The sequence below is a fragment of the Nostoc sp. genome, from assembly GCF_036917375.1.
GTDB lineage: Bacteria > Cyanobacteriota > Cyanobacteriia > Cyanobacteriales > Nostocaceae > Nostoc.
Genome location: NZ_JBALDN010000017.1, coordinates 128,196 through 145,399 on the forward strand (window position 1 = coordinate 128,196; position 17,204 = coordinate 145,399).

Below are 17,204 nucleotides of genomic sequence, written 5' to 3' on the forward strand. Positions count from 1 at the left end.
TATTCTTCAAAAGAGTTTTGACTGTCTGTTCCTTTCTAAAAGATTGGTTTTAGGGAGAGATATTTTACAACACTTAATTATTTAATTGCTTCTACAACTAGACAGAGGAAAAACTAAAGCTGTTGAATGAGTATTTTACTGTATTTTTTCAACTCTCTGACGAAGGTTATTAAACTATAAGAAGTTTACTTTTTACCGTTGTAGTTGTGACCATTGCTGATAGGGCTTTTAGCAGCATGAAGGGTGTACAACATTATCTTACTTGATAGTCCATAGGTTTTCATAACGCTCACTTGAAAAAATGATCGTTAATAAAGAAAAAACACTTGCCGAGTAAGTCCGTGATGACTTCCCAATTTTGCGCGAATTCGTCAACGGTAAACCTCTGGTTTCCCTGGATAATAGACCTCTTGCATAAGTCGAATCTACCCCCCTTAATCCCCCCTTATAAAGGGGGGAAACTTGAAATCTTGCTCCCTCCCCAACACATCGGGGAGGGTTGGGGAGGGGTGACTCAACGATTTTTGCAAGAGGTATAATAAAGTAGAAATAGCAATCTTGCATTAAATCAATATCAGATGCAATCCTATCCCCACCTTATGAGTACATTAAAGGTGGGGACTCCCGGGATACGTTAAAAATTGTATTCACGATCGTAATAGTGAACATTGGCGTTCCCGAAGGTTAGGAATAAGAGTTTCAGAGAGTTATTGCGTAAGTCCTATAAATTTCTTGGCTTAGGTAGCTTGCATTTTTTCACCTTGAGGTTTTGATAGTGCTTGTAATTCTTCCCAAGAATAGTGAGAGGGTAGTTCAACGGGTTTACGATCGGCTCCTAATCCTAAGCCTACTGTTGGTTGGAGTTCTTCAATGAATTGCTCGGTGTATCCTACCAGTTCATTGGCTGCAACTCCAACTGCGATCGCACCTGCAACTCCACCAATTGCAGCACCAACTTTACCACCAATTGAGCGACCTAGTGCGGCTCCAGCAATCCCGCCTCCTACAACTCCCAATCCCGTCGTAATAGGATGAGTATTAGAGGATGATGTTTCTGTTGAGTTTTGATTTTGCGTTTCTAAATCAGTCTGTTGCTCGTTCATAAATTTGTCCATCCTAAGAAATAATAAACTTTCTACTTCAAACGTTCAGCTAGATAAGCGCCTACGCGCAAAGCATTTGCCATAATTGTGAGTGTTGGGTTAGCACCGGAATTTGACGGAAAGAAACTACTATCTATAACATAAAGATTATCGACATCATGGGTACGACAATTTAGATCCAGGACTGAGGTTTTGGGATCTGTGCCAAATCGACAACTACCGCATTGATGAGCAACTGCTTGTTCTGGTAGCTGAGTGCGTGGATAAAGACTAAATGGCAGGACGTGTTTAGCAGAACCAGGGATTGACTTGAGTACAGATGTCCAACGGTGAATTAAGCGATCGCTTGCTTCGATATTGTTCAGTGTATAGTCAACATGAATCTTGTCGCCCACCATCCGAATCCGATTATTTGGGTCTGGTAAGTCTTCTGTTTGCAACCACCAGCCAACCGATCGCTCGGCCAGCAAATGGCGCTCAAAATGAGGAATCAGCTTGACAAATGGAGCCATTAGTGGGGGTGCTTCTCCAGGAATCATATCGGCAAGGACATTACCTGTATTCTGCACCATGCCCATCGGATAAGGAAAATCTGGCTCTCCCCAGTAAAAATCGTTGACAGCGATGGTTTTTTGAAAGTTGGCGTGATTCACCTCTAGGTGTATGGAAACTATGGCCGTTTCCAGTTGCTTCATGAAATTCCGCCCCACTTGATCGGAACTGTTTGCTAATCCGTTAGGATGTTTGTCATTAGCAGAGCGTAACAGCAAAGCAGCTGAGTTGACAGAACCACAGGCAACAACCACAATATCGCTGGTAAACCAATGTTGCTCACCTCCAATTTCAGTTTCTACCTTCGTCACTTCTCGCCCCGACTCACTGGTATGCAGCCGCAAAACTTTGGCGTTAGTTAAAAGGGTGAGATTAGCATACTTTTCACGAGCCGGACGAATGGCGTTGACTTCAGCATCGGCTTTTGCCTGTACTAGACAGGGATATCCATCAAAAGTATCGCAGCGAATGCAGGGACTCTTGGTGCGATCGCTTTCATTGAGCTTTAATCCTAGTGGTAGGTGAAATGGGTAGTAACCCAGTTCCCGAATGCCATCAGCAAGAGACTGCATATCTGGCTCATGACTGACTGGCGGATAGGGATATGGTTCGCTGCGAGGTGGTTCGGTGGGGTCTTCTCCTTCCTGTCCATGCACGTCATATAGCTTTTCTGCTTGGGTGTAGTATGGCTCAAGGTCTTGATACTTCAAAGGCCATTCTGGAGAAATTCCTCCTTTATGAATTACCCTTTCAAAATCTCGTTCTCGGAATCGAATTAAGGCTGCACCGTAGAGTTTGGTATTGCCGCCAACCCAGTAGCCTGTCTGAGGTTGAAAGGCTTTACCTTCTTTGTTATACCATTGTTCATCTGTATGGTAACGGTGTTTTTGATAGACTTCCTCTGGATTCCAGTTAGCTTTCTCTCTCGGTAAAAAGTCGCCTCTTTCCAGTACTAGAATTTTTTTACCTGTAGGTGCAAGGCGGTGGGCTAATGTACCTCCACCTGCTCCTGTACCGATAATAATGATGTCGTAATGTTCTGTGATGCTAGCCATAATTGATAATTGGTAGTTTCATATTAATTACGGTTTAATTTCTTTGATGCCACAAAGTAATTTTGCAATATTTTAAGTTAATCTTGACTTACGCGAAAATTGCTAAAAAGCTTAATTTATCGAACCGTCTTCTCTGCGAGAGGCTTCGCCAACGCGCAGCCTTTCGTAGAGAAGATGCCAAGAGCGCCGAGAATTGGTAGACTGTACGGAAGTCCTGTGAATTTATAAGTTTTATCAAAATTTAAATAGCTCTAAAGATAGATTCTTATGCTTAGACTAAAACTTTAATTACAATATTGCTTCTCTCTAATGGATTAATATTTATTTATGCTTAAAGACAGGTTAGTATTTCATTTTAATTTCATTTTTTATTTTTATTGTATGAATTAGCTATATAATCTCTTTACAAAAAAAGTAATAAAAAATATTTAATTTTGAACAAAAATAATTTTGTTTTGAACAAAAATAGTCTTTTGGTGCAATCTATATCTATGGTTCAATGTTAAATATATATCTTCAGTATTTTAGTATTAATTTAAACCTGCTATTTATCGTCAGTAGCCAAGTTAAATAACAGGAGATTTCTATGCCGGAAGCCATTGAGATTTATGACGATCGCCTGCGTGCTATTATACGTCCAGAAGCCTCACTTCAAAAGCTAGCCAATGGTGCAGTCCATAGCGAGGGGCCTGTTTACTTTCATGAAGATGACAGTGTTGTGTGGAGCGATGCTCACGGCAACCGCCTGTTGCGGTGGAGTCCCACTGACAATGTGACTGTCCTACGAGATCCATCTGATTACCAAAGCGGTAATTATCGAGACTTAGAAGGTCGTCTGGTTGCGTGTTCATCTGGTTTGCGTGCTATCATCCGACGCGAAGACAATGGTGAATGGAAGGTTTTAGTCGATCGCTACCAAGGCAAACGCCTGAACAGTCCAAATGATTTAGTAGTCAAAAGTGACGGCACGATTTGGTTCACCGATCCGCCTTATGGGATTACCGAGCCAAACCAAGGTTACGGCGGCGAACAGGAACAACCTGGAAGTTACGTCTATCGCTTTGATCCAGCAACAGGTGAGATTTATCCTGTAGTAACAGACATGGTGCGCCCGAATGGGTTAGCTTTCAGTCCAGACGAAAGCATGCTGTATGTTTCAGATACAGCTGCGTTTAATATTCCTGGGGGACCTCACCATATTCGTGTCTATGAGGTTGTGGGCGATCGCTATGTAAAAAATGGGCGTGTATTTGCAGTCATTGAACCAGGACAACCGGATGGGCTGCGGGTTGACGAACATGGCAATGTTTTTACTAGTTCTCAGGATAGCGTGCAGATATACGCTCCCGATGGAACTCGCTTAGGAAAAATTCTCGTACCGGAGACATCCGCTAACCTGACTTTTGGTGGTAAGGAAGGCGATCGCCTATTTATCACAGCAGGTCATTCCTTATATGCTATCGACCTTAATACCCGTGGTGTACAACAATGATTTATAAATTTGCGATTGGTGTAGCGATCGCCTTTTTTCTAGGTTCATTTAATTTTCCACAGCTTGGGCCATATTTATTAAGTTCGCTTTATAACATTTATCCTGACGGATTCCCAGGATTAGCACTTTTACTACTAAGAGTTAGCATTGGTGCGTTATTCATACTACACGGCTATCCAAAGATAACGCATCTTCAGCAGTGGGCTGAGTCTCTAAAAATGCCTATCTTTCTTTGCTTATTATCAGCTGCATCGATGTTAGGTGGCGGAATTTTTCTGATTGTGGGATTTCTGACACTCTTAGCGACATTGCCCATTCTCTGCTCAATGATTTTTGCAATATATTTACACATTTCTGGAAGTAAACCTTTTGTAGCCCAAGATCCATACTTAATTCCAGAAGATCAGTATCAAGGGCCTTTAGGACAAGGCGAACCGCCAAGTTGGGAAAAAGCCTTCATGTACTGCGTGATGCTGATTGCGATCGCAGTTTTAGGCCCTGGTGCTTATTCGCTTGATGCTTTGATTTTTGGACGATAAAAGGCTTTTAACTTTCGATTGACTCATTCCACAATCAGCAAGACTCCGTGTCCGTCAGGATCTTTAACTAAACAACCTTGGCGGTAAGGACTTGTACTATCTGCAAACTGTACAACCCGCAACGATACAAACTGAACCCCCTTACGCCGTAGCTTATCCGCTAACTGCTCAAGATTATTTACAACCAGCTCAATTTGGATATGTGCAATATCGCAACTTTTCCAGTCACTCGGCATTGGGCGGCCTTTTCCAGGCACAATATAGTCCAACAATTCAATTCCCACGCCATCTTGAACAGGTCGCAGTGCTGTAATTTTGACTTCGGCTCCTGGTAAATTATCCAAGCGAGATTGGGTTGCACGCCAGTTGAGACTGCGGCTATCAATTTGCATTCCCAGGAGGTAGCGGTAAAAGTGTAGACTCTGCTCGGTATTGGAAATAGCGATCGCACTATGATCGATTCCCAAAAACAAGCTATGGCTATTTTGATGCCATTTATCTTGTCCTTTATCAGGCGGAAACCAAATTAACTCTAAATCATGACCATCAGGGTCTTTAAACTTAAAAGCGCGGACACCACCAGATGCTTCATTTTCAGGTGGTATTGTCTGGGGAGCAACTGAAATTGGTTCAATAGGAAATGAACGCACTTGTGCATAAGCGCGATCCATATCACTCACTACAATTGCCAGATGTTGAAACGACAGGTCATTACTTTGTGAATCGTTGGGGATGGGTTTACCCTGAATATTAAGATACTCCATCAGCTCGATAAGTTCGTCACCTAATCGTAAAGTTATAATGCGAATTTTTGCCCCAATCACACCTTCTAAGTCGCTGTAATCCTGTCCTTCAACAGTAATGTCAGAAACGAGTTCAAAAGCAAGTGCTTGTGTATAGAAATCCAAAGAGCGATTGCAGTTTGTCACTGTTAAGCCAATAGCTCTAATTCTTTGTACTTGTACATCGGTTTGACTAGACATATTCAACAGACTTTGTAGTTATTCTGTACTAGCTTCGCAAAAATTCAATATGAGTCTTGTATAAATCAATCAATATAAAAAATATTATAAAATTTATCTCTAGCTTAAGAAATACATTCAACTGACTTCATCCTTTAAAGATTTAATCCAATAATGAAATCGTGATGAAATTTTTATAGTTCTTTCGGTAGAGATATTTATTATTCCAATGGCTAGAAGCGTTCATTCTTGCAAACCTCTAAAGTAATGCCAGAATCACCAAAATAGCTGTCAAAAATTAAACACATAAGCAAAATGTGTAATTAGTATAAAAATTTCAACGTAGGACAGCTTGTTTCAATTTGGATTCAATCATAAGTTTTTAATTCAGCTATCCTCAAACTTTGCAAATGAAAATACATAGCAAAAATTATGAAAAAGTATTATGAGTTATTCCCCTTATCTGCTTAAAGGTCAAAAAGCACTTGTGACAGGTGGCAGTTCTGGGATTGGTGAAGCGATCGCAGATATGGGAGCGCTACGCATTGAAGTGGATGATAATGGACATCAATTTTGGATGCCTGCTGCTGGTATTCCCTGGTTTGTTGCCGTTTTTGGACGTGACTCAATAATTGCTAGCTTGCAAGCGATCGCAGTTTATCATGAATTTGCCCGTAGCACCTTACTGAAACTGGCTCAACTCCAGGCAACTGAGTTGGATGATTGGCACGATGCCCAACTGGGCAAAATGTTGCACGAAATGCGCCGCGATGAGTTAACTACATTAAACCTACTTCCATATCATCCCTACTACGGAACAAGCTAGAGTCAATTAGTTTTCCCTTTTTCTGGATTAACGGTAGCAAATGATAAGGACGCAATTACATGGTTGCAGTTTCATAATTCGTTGTTAAGAATTTCTACTCGAAAATACATCAATGTAGCAATGTCGTAACATAACCGCACAATCTAAGAGAGCCATTTTTATGCAGAATAACTCATCACATAAGCCAAAAATTGACTACTGGCATGTCTGGACTGACCACAACGGTATAAGTCACCAGTCTCGTTGTCAAATTGAGGACTTCATCGAGAAAGGTATAGCGCCGGATACCTCACCTCAATGGCTTTCTAAGCTAAAGCAGTCCGGTGCCACAATCACCTTTACTGTGCTACCCGTAGGATGGGTTGGCAACTGGCATGAGAACCCGAAACCTCAGTGGATCATCCCACTGTCGGGACGCTGGTTTGTAGAGACTATGGATGGCCAGCGAGTCGAGATGGGCCCTGGCGAAATTTCATTTGGAGAAGACCAGGGTACAAAAGCAGACGCGCAAGGTCATAAGGGTCACTTATCTGGAACAGTAGGCGATGCACCAGCTGTTCTGATAATGGTACAACTCGAAGAGACTCCCATTATAGAGCAATCGTGTCGATTTAGGTAACTAGCAATTTGGATTAGTAGCGCTCGCTATTAACCATCATCCTGTTAAAAATAGGCTTGCGCCTACGTAATTAAGTTTTGACCATGATAACCGTACAATTACTCTTGCGAGAAATATTCTCGGCAATATTTCCTTGAATCGCTTGTTGCAGTAGACTTTCACGGCTAGCTCCCAGGACAATCACATCACTGTTGTCAAGTTTTGCACAATTAAGAACAGCATCAGAAACAGAATTGGCGCGAACGGGAGTAGCCATCACTTTACCACTAACTCGGCGTTGCAGAAAGCGAACAGATTTATCTAATAATGTTGTGTCAGGAATCGAGTTAGTCGGCTGGAAAACCTGACATAGCTTGATTTCGGGTGATGTACTTAAAGAAGCCAGAGCAGGTAATAACTTAATTGCTTGGCTGGAGTTAGGGCCGCCTGCCATTGGCAACAACCAACGGTCAAAGGATCTTTTATCATCTAATTTAGCCAAGATAACATCACAACCTGCCTGTCGAATTATGGTATCAACCACTCGGCTAAAAACTCTACCTGGAGTTGATGTAGTGCCTTTCCATCCCATCAGCACTAAGTCAATGTGTCGTTCTTTGACAGTCTCTAAAATTGCTCCAGCAACATTATGGGCAACTCGGATCTGGGTGTGAACGGGAATCCGCGAATTCTCTCCTAAAAGTATTGCCCGTTGCAACAGTTGCAGACTTTTGCTGATTTGTACTGGTGTTTCCGATGGGATGCGGCTAGACGAAACGATAATCACTTGTAGGCATTCTATTTCGTAATTGCGATCTTTGGCGATCGCAACTGCCATTTCTAATAAAGTCTCGGCTGTCTGGGGATGTGAAAGCGGTACTAATAACCTTCCTTTGCCTGTAGCTGGAGCGCGAGTTTGGTAAACCACATAAGAAGGTGCTGATTTACGTTCTATTTGTTCGCTATTACCACTTAGTTGCTCTGCTTCTACACGGATAATATCACTACGAGTAATAATTCCTATGAGCTTGCGACCTTCTGTAACGGGTAAGCAGCTGAGGTGATAACGATTGAGTATATGCAGTACATGAGCTAGTGTAGCTGTGGGAGTTACTGTCACTGGCTCTGGTGTCATAATCTCGCTAATAGTTGTATCTTTGCCTAACTGTTGCGAAGCAATATTAACTAAATCTTTCTGAGTGACAATACCAACAACTTTACCATTCTCTAAAACCGGGAAGTTGCGATGGTGAGAGTGGGAAAATGCCTGTACTGCTTCATCAGTACTCATTTGGCTAGAGAGGGTTTCCACACGCCGTTGCATCACATCTACGGCACTCAGTTGCGCCAGAAGCCCCTCTGTGCTTGGCTCTTTGGTGATGTGAATCCCTTTCCACTCTAGTAGAAGGTCGTAGAGCGATCGCGGATCAATTTTTTCTGCTACTAAATAGGCAACCACAGACGCAATCATTAGCGGTAGCACCAGATTGAAATCTGTTGTCATCTCAAATACAATGACGACTGCTGTAATTGGTACTTTGGAGACGGCGCTAAAAAAGGCAGCCATGCCGACATGAGCATAGACTGTTGCAGCACTCATTCCCAGTAAACTGTGTTCGACAGCACCCACTAAGTAACCAAGGGCAGCTCCCAAGGCTAAGGTGGGAACTAGTAAACCCCCTGGCGCTCCAGAGCCGTAGGTAAAAATAATTAGGGTAAACTGAACTAAAAGAGCGATCGCTGCAAATGACCAATTAGCACTACCCACAAGCAAAATTTCTCTTAGCCCAGCATGATCCCGAAAGGCAGCAGGTAAAAAGGCGATCGCCCCACCACTGATTAACCCTGCGATTCCAATTCGCCAGGATAAACTCAACCTTACCAGGCGGCGGTTAATTGCTAGACTCTCAAGAATACCTTTATTAAACAGAATACCTAGAAGTCCCGCCAGCACTCCCAAAATCAAGTAGAAAGGGATTTCTTGAGCGAAGAAAGTTGTATCGGGAAGACCTAAATTTAGATGATTCAGATCCAGGCTGTGACTACCATAGAGCCGGGAAATGACTGAAGCGATGAAAGAAGCCAAAATCGCAGTACCAAGAGTGATACCTGAGACATCTTGGAGTAATTCTTCCACTACAAAAAGCACACCTGCGATCGGTGCATTAAAAGCCGCTGCTAACCCAGCCCCGGCTCCGGCAGCGATTAGTTGGCGACGATGCTCTGGTGAAGTCGGTGCCCAGTTACTAAGTTGATTTGCCAAAGCTGCCCCAATTTGGACAGTTGGCCCTTCCCGCCCCAAAGGCATTCCAGAACCCAACACTAATGTAGCGCCGATCAACTTGACCAAAGCAATCCGCAGATTTAACGGCATCGGCACGCGAGCCAATACGGCTTTGACTTCAGACATTCCACTACCTGATGCTTCCGGTGCGAAGCGCTCTACTAGCCAACCAGCTAAAAGTCCCCCTATTAGTCCAATACCTGGTAGCACCAAGTAGGCAGGTAAAAGGTAAGAAACACGAACTCGCAATGCGCCTGCCCAATCCACTGCCTGTCCTAACAGAACTGCCGCTAACCCAGAAACTAGACCAATCAGGCAAGCTTCCACGAAAGCCAAGCGCCTGGGTTGAACCAACTGACGGGAAAGCCTCAACCAGAGAATTTTACCCCTGGCTAACATATTTTTAGCAATCACTTGTCATCAATGAAGGTATATAAATGTCTGAAATGTCTTACCGTTCACCCTATTCATAGCTTTTCGTAAAAAAATGAAATCAGAATGAAATTTTTCTATGCCTAAAGATAGATATGTGCAGTAGGGGTAAATTTATAATGTTTTATACTTAGAATTATTGAAGAACCATTCTCGCTTCAAAACTGGGTAAAGTCTTTGGGGTTTGCGTTAGGATTTACGCATAAAGATTGTCTAGAAAAATTGAGTGTGAATTTACTATTAACGCTGCCAATCATACATTAATCGTCCATGACGATCGCGCACAAGTTCCCATTCTCCATGACGATATCGTTGTCCGTGATAACGTATAGAGCGATAGCGCCGTCTATAATAATGTCGTCGATTTCGCTGGCGTTGATAATAATATCTTCCAGTCCGTTGCCGTCTATGATAACGTCGTCGAGTCCGTCGGTGAGCTAACAAAAACTCTTCACTTTGCTCTCCAACTAATTTTGTCTGTGCGTCAATACTCTGTTCATTGAGAACACTGTTGAGAGTGTTCTCTTTGGCTTCAACCAAAGTAGGTGGATACATGAAGGCTAATAACAGTAACACAATTGAGGATAGCTTTTTGAAACGGTTCACGTCTTTGCTTTTCCTAAACTATTGGTAATCATTTTATTTAATACTTAAGTTTAGTAATTATATAGTTCAAAATTCACAAATTTGAGGAACGCAAATGTAATTGCAAGTACATATAACAGTTCTCATTCAGATGCAGTACAACGTTAGATCGCAAGGTGTAGGGGTGCGTCACGTCAACGAGAACTGCTATATATTAAATGTGAAGATACACTGATGTTTGAAGAAAAAATTGGTATGCGTGAAAGCGAATTACAACAAATGCTGACTCCAAAATCTCAGCTAGCTATCTTTCATCCGTTAAAATCCAATACAGTTCAGTTAAGAAAAATTGTAGGTTGGGTTAAGCAAAGCGCAACCCAACAATGTATTCGCCATCCTAAACTTTTATAATTAAGCATTGCTGTAGCAAAAAATGCGATCGCTAGCCATAGTTAATTAGTTTTTTGCAGATTGCTAATTGTAAAAAATATTTCATCATCAGCGATCTGGCTATTATAATCAATGTTAATTTGAGTTGGATAACCAAGTTTTGGATCGTATTGTACAGTCAACTTTGCCGCTTTACGAATCAGCGCATCCCTGATGATATCAAAGAGTTTAGGAATTGTATTATATTGTTTAAACAATTCTGCCTCAGCTGGCTTTTGAGTTGCTTTATAAGTAATAGAAATTGTGACTCCATTACGTACTTTAATAATCACTGGTTCTGTGGCTTTAGGTAAACAATTGCAACTTCTAGTGAATTCATAGCGATATTTAGAGATTTTTTGCCGTCTCCATAATTGGTAATTAATCTTAAATTGTTGCAAGGCTAAACTACTAGGCGCGGGCGTTTTCGCTACCTGTATAGGAGGAGGTTGAGATATTACAGGTGCACTAAAACCTAAAGATGCCACTAAAACACCACTAATTGCAATTGGTAAGCGCATATAAATCCATTCTTAACTCCAACTGCTCACTTTAACGTAGCTTTAAGATGATTGCCAAAACATTGAAATTATTTGTGACACTCAAAGCTGGTATGCAGATTTTGAGCTTCATTGGCGATCGCGGCTTGAAGGCTACTTCCGGGGATAAACTATGGGAAACTGAAACATTTATCCAATGGATGTTTCACAATCCAAAATCTAAAATCTAAAATCCAAAATGGTATAACCTCTGACGGTCATCCTCTGATTCCATTAAGATGGATTCAAGTTCCCAGGAGAATATCTCCTGAACATGGGTTTAGATTTTGCAAAAACCCTTTGTTCTTCACATTGGGTTATCAGCTGTATATGTTTTCTGAAGTTAAAAAATGTCTCATGTTAGCCGTACCTTTGGCAGTGGCACAACTGGCTCAATCTGCAACTGGTTTTGTCGATACGGTAATGATGGGTTGGTTAGGAAGTCAAACCATTGCATCTGGAGGTTTGGGAACTGCTATCTTTACTTTTTGTCTGTTGATTGTTGCTGGTATCGTTTCTGCTGTCAGTCCGTTAGCTGCCCAAGCATACGGAGCCGGAAATAAAGAAAAAGTTGGCACAATTGTCCAAGTTGGACTAGGGATATCTCTGGTGCTAGGAATACCAATTACATTGCTGCTTTACAATGGAGGTGCTTTACTACTTTTACTAGGACAGGATGCTAACACAGTAGCACTAGCAGAGATTTTTTTAAGGGCGATCGCACTGGGTTTTATTCCTGGTTTGGGCTTTGCAGTACTTAAAAGTTTTCTTTCTGCTCTGTTGCAACCGCAATTAGTGATAGTGACTGTGGTTTTGGGTACTCTGTTCAACATCACAGCTAACTATGTGCTGATGTTTGGCAAACTGGGATTCCCGGCGCTGGGTTTAGCTGGTATCGGTTGGGCAAGCACGTTTTCACTTTGGAGCATGTTTGTTGGTTTGACAGTTTATATATGTAATCAGCCTCGCTTTGCAGTTTACGGTATTTTTCGACCTTCGTCTGACGAAGCCTTTCCTCTAGAGCATCGCCGGATCGTTGGCGAGATTTTTCAGGTTGGATTGCCCATCGGGGGGCTGATTGCGGTCGAAGCCGGACTGTTCACCGTTGTCACTTTATTGGTCGGACAACTGGGAACAAATGCCCTAGCTGCCCATCAAATTGCTTTACAAACAATTTCGATGTCATTTCAGATGGCACTAGGCATTTCTCTAGCGACAACAATTCGTGTTGGACTGTTAGCCGGACAGAATGACCTAGTTGGCACTCGTTTAGCTGGATATATAGGCATTGCCATTGCAGCTTTATCTATGGGTGTAGTAGCCATTGCATTTTGGCTAGTACCAAAGTCGATTATTTCTCTTTATATTGACATCAACAATCAGAACAATGCAGATGTGGTTGCCCTCGCGGTGAAATTGCTAGCAGTCGCGGCAATTTTTCAAATAGTTGACGGCGTGCAAGTTACTGCCGCAGGAGCATTACGCGGACTCAAAGACACTCGAATCCCGATGTTGATTGGCATTTTTGCTTATTGGTGTGTTGGTTTATGCACTGGTTATACTTTTGGGATCTCGTTGGGGTCTGGAGCTATTGGTCTTTGGTGGGGATTGGCTATTGGTTTAGCCAGCGCTGCAATCATCCTAACTTGGCGGTTTAGCACCAGGAAAACTAATAACTGATAAACACAGATGAAGCTAAAAGGAAAAGTCCTCAAGCAACTAAATTATAGTGAATTAGGTTGAATGAAAAAACAAATCTCAGGTAACGGATTAACTAAATTTCAAGTACTGATTATGGCGATCGCATCTGGGGTGTGTGTTGCTAACGTTTATTATAATCAGCCAATTCTCAAAGATATTGCATCTTCTTTTCAAGTTAGCGAAAGTGAAGCGGGTAGCATCTCTGTGCTTTCGCAAGTTGGTTACGGTTTTGGGCTTTTCTTTTTAATCCCCTTGGGCGATAAAATCAACAAAAAAACATTAATTATTTCCTTACTTCTATGTTTGTTTTGTTTGTTGATAGCCATGACGTTTTCACAAAATATCGTCCAGGTTTGGATATTGAGCGTAGCAATTGGAATTACAACAGTCTCCGCTCAGGTTATTCTTCCTTTAGCAGCAAGTATAGATAGAGTAACTACAGGTCAAACTGTAGGTAGTATTTTTACTGGTATATTGATTGGTGTATTAGGGGCAAGGGTTTTTAGTGGATATATTGCTGAATGTTTGAGTTGGCGTTATGTATATGGATTTTCAGGAGTAATGATTTTAATTGTTACTGTCTTGCTAAAGATTTATTTACCTAATGTGAATAATGAATACACTGGTGATTATTTTGATTTATTAAAATCAACGCTTCAACAATTAAAACGTTTTTCATTATTGAGAGAAGCATCTTTAATTGGAGGATTAATGTTTGGTGTCTTTTGCTCATTTTGGACAACGTTGACTTTCCATTTAAGCGGAGCGCCTTTTAATTTTCAATCTGACACAATTGGGATGTATGGCTTTGTGGCGATCGCAGGTGCATTAATGGCACCAATTTTTGGTAAATTAGCCGATCGAGGTAACTCCCAACGCTCCTTAACTATTTCTGTATCTCTGGTGATTGTAAGTTTAGTAATTGCTAAAATTGCTTCTAGTTCAGCGCTGGCGATCGCTTTTGCCGTATTGTTACTAGATGTAGGCGTACAGGCAATTCAAGTCACCAATGTGGCAAGGATATACACTCTTGATGCTCAATCGAATAGTCGCATCAACACAGTGTACATGACTACTTATTTTATCGGTGGTGCTGTAGGTACTAGCATTGGTCTATTATGCTGGCATTTTGGTGGCTGGAATTTGGTGACTTGGCAGATGTTAGTTTTTACTTTGCTTGGATTTATTGTTATAGTCAGACCCAAAATCACTACAGCAAGCATAAATAATAAATAATTATGGCAATGCTATAACATTTGCGATTCAACACTCACATTTAACCTCTAGCCTTGCTCTATGCTAACAACGTAGATTACTGAGTCTCCTTGTTTTATCTTCACCACTTTACAGTGTGAAGAAAGGTTGTGATTTTAGTCTACATAATCTGTTGGTATTTGCGAATCAGCAGTGTTATTTGAAACTATTGGGCGGCTACCATCTATCTCTAGGGTATCCTGAACTTGAAAATTACTCTTGGCGATTGGACGTTGACCATCTATGTCAAGAATTTCCTCAACCTCTAAATCACTAGGGTCAATTGGACGCTGACCATCTACACGTAGCATCTCATGTTCTTCTAAATTGCTCTTAGCGATCGGGCGTTGACCGTCTATATCAATTGTTTGATCGCTATGATTTTTATCTTTTGCAATTGGGCGTTGACCATCTATATCAATTGTTTCCTTAATCTGAATGTTACTTGGATCGACTGGACGATGACCATCTACATTAATTGTTTTCGCTGACTTTTGAGGTTCATTAGATAGTGAATTTATGTTAGTTTCATCCACTTTTTTATCCCGGTTTAAATTCTTATTACTCTCTGTTTTGTTTTTGTTATTCATATTTTATTTTGTTATTCTAGACTATTTATTTGCTGTAGATATCATTTTTAAAATTGTTTATTTCTCTAGCTAAAGAAACTAATTTGAGTAAATAGCAGGAAAATTGATTTGTACACTAATATACTGAAGTAGAATCAAAAAACCCTCTACCACAGCACAGAATATATCTCTGACTTTAGAGGTATTTTTCATCTTTCAAAAAATACTTAATTAAATTGCTGGAGGAATGTGAGATTTTCTAACGCACCTAAATCCGGTGATAATACTACAACGGTGGCAAAGTCTACCGCAGTAAGGATGGAGCTGCATACTTCAGTCTTGTCAAATCATCATATCCGCATGGGCTAGTCTTAATTGACACTGACGATAAAGGAATCTACTATGGAAAACCAAATTAATTAATATAAGGACGTTGCATTTTCTACAGAATTGGATATTTCTACCTGGGTATCGCTGTTGTCGCAAGAAGTTATAAGTTTAAGATAACGTAGACGCTTTGGCTTGGCGCAGGCTACCGCGAAGGAAGAGAGATGAGAAGAAAAGAGTTTGATGTGGGTGAGTATGTCGATCTGATGGGGTTGTTGTTGGATTTAGAGATCAAAGATGAATATCGTGATGGTGTGGTGGCAAATTTTGAGAGAATTAGGGCGATCGCTAATCTGGTAAATTCTTTCCCTTTACCAGAGGAAATTGAAGTTGCACCAGTTTTTGAACCATAATTGCTTCAAGAATAGCTATCTTGATGTTTTAGTGAAGCAAAAACTATTGCTGACTGCTATTACTCAAAAAGCTAAACGCGCTATCTCTTAATATTTCAGCATGAATTTTGATTCAGCCGATGCCATAACCATATCAACTGCTGTACGCGAAGGTAAAACTAGCGCTGTAGAGGTTACGAAAGCTGCGTTAGCACGAATAGCAACGCGAAATCATCTCTTCAATTGTTTTACCACTATAACTGCTGAGACAGCTTTAACAGATGCAGCACTGATTGACAGGGAAATTGCCCAAGGTAATCATCCTGGAGTGCTTGCTGGTGTGCCTTTTGCGGTGAAAAATCTCTTCGATATCGCTGGTTTTACGACTTTAGCAGGATCGAAAATCAATGCAGAAAACCCAGAAGCTACTCAAGATGCAACCGCAGTAGTGAAGTTGAAGCAAGCGGGTGCTGTTCTGCTTGGTGCTTTGAATATGGATGAGTACGCTTATGGGTTTGTAACAGAAAACTCCCATTACGGTGCTACTCACAACCCCCATGATTTACAGCGAGTTGCTGGTGGTTCATCGGGTGGTTCGGCGGCGGCGGTTGCAGGTGGGTTAGTACCGCTGACGCTGGGTTCTGATACTAATGGTTCAATTCGCGTTCCGGCAGCGTTGTGTGGCGTTTTTGGTTTCAAGCCAACTTATGGAAGATTATCACGTGCTGGAGTAGCTTTATTTTCTAGCAGTTTTGACCACATTGGCCCTTTGGCGCGTTCGGTGCAGGATATCGCTACGGTGTTTGATGTGCTTCAGGGAGAAGACGATCGCGATCCCATTTGTACAAAGCGTCCACCTGAATTATGTTTACCACAACTCAAACAAGATATTTCTGATATTAGAATTGCGTTGACGAAGTCCGCCGAAGGCATCGCAGCTGATTATTTTACCAAAGGTGCAGAACCGGCAGCTTTAGCAGCAGTGCAAAAAGTAGCTGATGCAATAGAAGTCACTGAATACGTAATCATACCAGAAGCAGACCGCGCCCGTGCAGCAGCCTTTGTGATTACAGCTAGCGAGGGTGCAAATCTGCATTTGGATAAGTTGCGATTGCGTCCTGAAGATTTTGATCCAGCAACACGCGATCGCTTTTTGGCTGGGGCGTTCATTCCAAGTAGTTGGTATCTCCAAGCACAACGGTTTAGAAGATGGTATCGCGATCGCGTTCGGGAAGTTTTTCAAAATGTCGATGTCATTCTTGCCCCAACTACACCAATTTCTGCACCATTAATTGCTCAACAAACTATGATTTTAGATGGCGAAGAAATTCTTGTCCGTCCTCATTTAGGGCTATTTACTCAACCATTATCTTTTATTGGTTTACCCGTTTTATCAGTACCAATTCAGTGCCAAAATGCATTACCTTTAGGTGTGCAATTGATTGCAGCACCATATAATGAAGCCTTAATTTTACGGGTTGCAGCTGCGTTAGAGGCAAAGGGTGTAGTTTCAGCGCCAGTAATTTTAAACGCTCTCAACTCAGAGGCTGTTTGAAAAATCTATC

The 17,204-nt window shown here is 41.5% G+C and carries 17 protein-coding genes; 10 read left to right on the top strand and 7 right to left on the bottom strand.

Translation table 11 applies throughout. The annotated features are described in order from the left end of the window. Positions 1-737: 737 nt before the first annotated feature. A complete protein-coding gene (locus V7K45_RS05005) occupies positions 738-1,103 on the bottom strand; it encodes a hypothetical protein (protein ID WP_335000976.1) in 366 nt (121 codons plus the stop codon). Between the two features lie 32 nt (positions 1,104-1,135). Further along, positions 1,136-2,710: a GMC family oxidoreductase gene (locus V7K45_RS05010; protein ID WP_335000978.1), complete on the bottom strand. Its 1,575-nt coding sequence runs from the start codon at positions 2,708-2,710 to the stop codon at positions 1,136-1,138. Between the two features lie 586 nt (positions 2,711-3,296). Here V7K45_RS05010 and V7K45_RS05015 point away from each other — a divergent pair. After that, positions 3,297-4,202 carry an SMP-30/gluconolactonase/LRE family protein gene (locus V7K45_RS05015; RefSeq protein WP_335000980.1) on the top strand — a complete coding sequence of 302 codons (906 nt, stop codon included), beginning with the start codon at positions 3,297-3,299 and terminating at the stop codon, positions 4,200-4,202. Beyond that, a complete protein-coding gene (locus tag V7K45_RS05020) occupies positions 4,199-4,741 on the top strand; it encodes a DoxX family protein (protein ID WP_335000982.1) in 543 nt (180 codons plus the stop codon). Before V7K45_RS05015 ends, V7K45_RS05020 begins: the two co-directional genes overlap by 4 nt. A gap of 23 nt (positions 4,742-4,764) precedes the next feature. Here V7K45_RS05020 and V7K45_RS05025 read toward each other — a convergent pair whose 3' ends face one another. After that, positions 4,765-5,724 carry a VOC family protein gene (locus V7K45_RS05025; protein WP_335000984.1) on the bottom strand — a complete coding sequence of 320 codons (960 nt, stop codon included), beginning with the start codon at positions 5,722-5,724 and terminating at the stop codon, positions 4,765-4,767. A 424-nt stretch (positions 5,725-6,148) separates the two neighbouring features. Between V7K45_RS05025 and V7K45_RS05030 the strand changes: the two genes are divergently transcribed. Beyond that, complete coding sequence (locus V7K45_RS05030; RefSeq protein WP_335000986.1) at positions 6,149-6,529, top strand: hypothetical protein; 381 nt, start codon at positions 6,149-6,151, stop codon at positions 6,527-6,529. Between the two features lie 160 nt (positions 6,530-6,689). Beyond that, a complete protein-coding gene (locus tag V7K45_RS05035) occupies positions 6,690-7,148 on the top strand; it encodes a cupin domain-containing protein (protein WP_335000988.1) in 459 nt (152 codons plus the stop codon). Positions 7,149-7,218: 70 nt separating this feature from the next. On the opposite strand, the gene V7K45_RS05040 is transcribed toward V7K45_RS05035, so the two are convergent. Together V7K45_RS05040 and V7K45_RS05045 are read right to left on the bottom strand one after the other, a co-directional pair. Then, positions 7,219-9,810 carry a chloride channel protein gene (locus tag V7K45_RS05040; protein WP_335001047.1) on the bottom strand — a complete coding sequence of 864 codons (2,592 nt, stop codon included), beginning with the start codon at positions 9,808-9,810 and terminating at the stop codon, positions 7,219-7,221. A 273-nt stretch (positions 9,811-10,083) separates the two neighbouring features. Further along, positions 10,084-10,449, bottom strand: coding sequence for a hypothetical protein (locus V7K45_RS05045; protein WP_335000990.1), 366 nt, complete (start codon positions 10,447-10,449; stop codon positions 10,084-10,086). A 213-nt stretch (positions 10,450-10,662) separates the two neighbouring features. On the opposite strand from V7K45_RS05045, the gene V7K45_RS05050 reads away from it, so the two are divergent. Continuing rightward, complete coding sequence (locus tag V7K45_RS05050) at positions 10,663-10,839, top strand: hypothetical protein (protein ID WP_335000992.1); 177 nt, start codon at positions 10,663-10,665, stop codon at positions 10,837-10,839. 41 nt (positions 10,840-10,880) lie between these two features. Here the strand turns inward: V7K45_RS05050 and V7K45_RS05055 are convergent, their stop codons facing one another. After that, on the bottom strand, positions 10,881-11,378 hold the full coding sequence (locus V7K45_RS05055) for a DUF6174 domain-containing protein (RefSeq protein WP_335000994.1): 498 nt from the start codon (positions 11,376-11,378) through the stop codon (positions 10,881-10,883). Between the two features lie 47 nt (positions 11,379-11,425). On the opposite strand from V7K45_RS05055, the gene V7K45_RS05060 reads away from it, so the two are divergent. The 3 genes from V7K45_RS05060 (at position 11,426) to V7K45_RS05070 (ending at position 14,333) form a co-directional block, all read left to right on the top strand. Beyond that, entirely contained in the window at positions 11,426-11,587 is a 162-nt protein-coding gene (locus V7K45_RS05060; RefSeq protein WP_335000996.1) for a hypothetical protein, read from the top strand. A 139-nt stretch (positions 11,588-11,726) separates the two neighbouring features. After that, positions 11,727-13,076, top strand: a complete 1,350-nt coding sequence (locus tag V7K45_RS05065) for an MATE family efflux transporter (RefSeq protein ID WP_335000998.1) — start codon at positions 11,727-11,729, stop codon at positions 13,074-13,076. Positions 13,077-13,139: 63 nt separating this feature from the next. Then, positions 13,140-14,333 carry an MFS transporter gene (locus tag V7K45_RS05070; protein ID WP_335001000.1) on the top strand — a complete coding sequence of 398 codons (1,194 nt, stop codon included), beginning with the start codon at positions 13,140-13,142 and terminating at the stop codon, positions 14,331-14,333. 134 nt (positions 14,334-14,467) lie between these two features. On the opposite strand, the gene V7K45_RS05075 is transcribed toward V7K45_RS05070, so the two are convergent. Next, the gene (locus tag V7K45_RS05075; RefSeq protein ID WP_335001002.1) at positions 14,468-14,941 is read right to left on the bottom strand and encodes a hypothetical protein; all 474 of its coding nucleotides are present in this window, start codon (positions 14,939-14,941) and stop codon (positions 14,468-14,470) included. Positions 14,942-15,471: 530 nt separating this feature from the next. On the opposite strand from V7K45_RS05075, the gene V7K45_RS05080 reads away from it, so the two are divergent. Together V7K45_RS05080 and V7K45_RS05085 are read left to right on the top strand one after the other, a co-directional pair. Further along, entirely contained in the window at positions 15,472-15,660 is a 189-nt protein-coding gene (locus V7K45_RS05080; RefSeq protein WP_335001004.1) for a DUF4089 domain-containing protein, read from the top strand. 100 nt (positions 15,661-15,760) lie between these two features. After that, positions 15,761-17,194, top strand: coding sequence for an AtzE family amidohydrolase (locus V7K45_RS05085; protein WP_335001006.1), 1,434 nt, complete (start codon positions 15,761-15,763; stop codon positions 17,192-17,194). Positions 17,195-17,204 lie beyond the last annotated feature (10 nt).